We start from the raw sequence: 1,732 nt of genomic DNA, 5'->3' as shown, positions 1-1,732 counted from the left end.
AGGTGCCGGTCAGCGTCAGGTCGTTGTTGCCCGCGCCCGCCGTGATCTCCATCGAGCCGGCCTTGTAGCTGCCCTGCAGGTCGATGACGTCGCGGGCGGCGCCCGCGCGAATGGCGAGCAGGCCGGCGACGTCGTAGCTGCCGGACAGGGTGATCGTGTTCGCGCCCTCGCCCGCGTCGAGGAGGAACGAGCCGGCCTTGATGCCGCCCGCAAGCGTGATCGCGTCGTCGCCGCTGCCCGTCTTGAGGGTCATGGCGCGCGAGACGTCGTATCTGCCCGTGAGATTCGGGGCGTTCACGCCGTCGCCGAGGTCGATCGTCAGGTCCGCGGCCGTAACGTCGGCGCGGCTCGTGATGCCCGCCACATTCCGCGAGTCGGTCAGGATGTCCGCGCCCGAGCCGCTCGTGATCGTGAAGCCGTTCGTGATCCGGTAGGTGCCGGTCAGCGTCAGGTCGTTGTTGCCCGCGCCCGCCGTGATCTCCATCGAGCCGGCCTTGTAGCTGCCCTGCAGGTCGATGACGTCGCGGGCGGCGCCCGCGCGAATGGCGAGCAGGCCGGCGACGTCGTAGCTGCCGGACAGGGTGATCGTGTTCGCGCCCTCGCCCGCGTCGAGGAGGAACGAGCCGGCCTTGATGCCGCCCGCAAGCGTGATCGCGTCGTCGCCGCTGCCCGTCTTGAGGGTCATGGCGCGCGAGACGTCGTATCTGCCCGTGAGATTCGGGGCGTTCACGCCGTCGCCGAGGTCGATCGTCAGGTCCGCGGCCGTAACGTCGGCGCGGCTCGTGATGCCCGCCACATTCCGCGAGTCGGTCAGGATGTCCGCGCCCGAGCCGCTCGTGATCGTGAAGCCGTTCGTGATCCGGTAGGTGCCGGTCAGCGTCAGGTCGTTGTTGCCCGCGCCCGCCGTGATCTCCATCGAGCCGGCCTTGTAGCTGCCCTGCAGGTCGATGACGTCGCGGGCGGCGCCCGCGCGAATGGCGAGCAGGCCGGCGACGTCGTAGCTGCCGGACAGGGTGATCGTGTTCGCGCCCTCGCCCGCGTCGAGGAGGAACGAGCCGGCCTTGATGCCGCCCGCAAGCGTGATCGCGTCGTCGCCGCTGCCCGTCTTGAGGGTCATGGCGCGCGAGACGTCGTATCTGCCCGTGAGATTCGGGGCGTTCACGCCGTCGCCGAGGTCGATCGTCAGGTCCGCGGCCGTAACGTCGGCGCGGCTCGTGATGCCCGCCACATTCCGCGAGTCGGTCAGGATGTCCGCGCCCGAGCCGCTCGTGATCGTGAAGCCGTTCGTGATCCGGTAGGTGCCGGTCAGCGTCAGGTCGTTGTTGCCCGCGCCCGCCGTGATCTCCATCGAGCCGGCCTTGTAGCTGCCCTGCAGGTCGATGACGTCGCGGGCGGCGCCCGCGCGAATGGCGAGCAGGCCGGCGACGTCGTAGCTGCCGGACAGGGTGATCGTGTTCGCGCCCTCGCCCGCGTCGAGGAGGAACGAGCCGGCCTTGATGCCGCCCGCAAGCGTGATCGCGTCGTCGCCGCTGCCCGTCTTGAGGGTCATGGCGCGCGAGACGTCGTATCTGCCCGTGAGATTCGGGGCGTTCACGCCGTCGCCGAGGTCGATCGTCAGGTCCGCGGCCGTAACGTCGGCGCGGCTCGTGATGCCCGCCACATTCCGCGAGTCGGTCAGGATGTCCGCGCCCGAGCCGCTCGTGATCGTGAAGCCGTTCGTGATCCGGTAGGT

1 protein-coding gene is annotated in these 1,732 nt (G+C 69.9%); it reads right to left on the bottom strand.

The features are described from left to right. On the bottom strand, nucleotides 1–1,732 hold a 1,732-nt coding region (locus E1J50_RS27720), incomplete at both ends, for a hypothetical protein (protein ID WP_165937997.1).

This window comes from Methylobacterium segetis (genome assembly GCF_004348265.1).
Taxonomy (GTDB): Bacteria; Pseudomonadota; Alphaproteobacteria; order Rhizobiales; family Beijerinckiaceae; genus Methylobacterium; species Methylobacterium segetis.
This window is presented reverse-complemented; position numbering and strand designations above follow the sequence as displayed.